Here is a 228-nt window from a genome sequence, read left to right on the forward strand (position 1 = left end):
CTAAAGATGCTGAGCAGCAACAGCCAGAAGTCACTGCGTCTTACAGCGTTCCTCCACAGGTACAGGATGTTGAGCTGCAAGAGGCGCAGTTGCGTGGAGCCTTCGCGTCGCAGCAGCAGAATCGTTACGGTGAAAGCTGGCAGGAAGCGTCTGAGCCTGATGATGTGGATGCATTGCAGCAGGCTCAACTTGCACGCCAGTTCGCCGATCAGCAGCAGCAACGCTATA

General features: G+C 55.7%; 1 protein-coding gene. It reads left to right on the forward strand.

The window, feature by feature from the left end; translation table 11 throughout:
• Positions 1-228: hypothetical protein (locus KVT28_RS27565; protein WP_217551544.1), on the forward strand; the 228-nt coding region annotated here is incomplete at both ends.

The sequence above is a fragment of the Pantoea sp. GbtcB22 genome (genome assembly GCF_019091025.1).
Classification (GTDB): domain Bacteria; phylum Pseudomonadota; class Gammaproteobacteria; order Enterobacterales; family Enterobacteriaceae; genus Pantoea; species Pantoea leporis.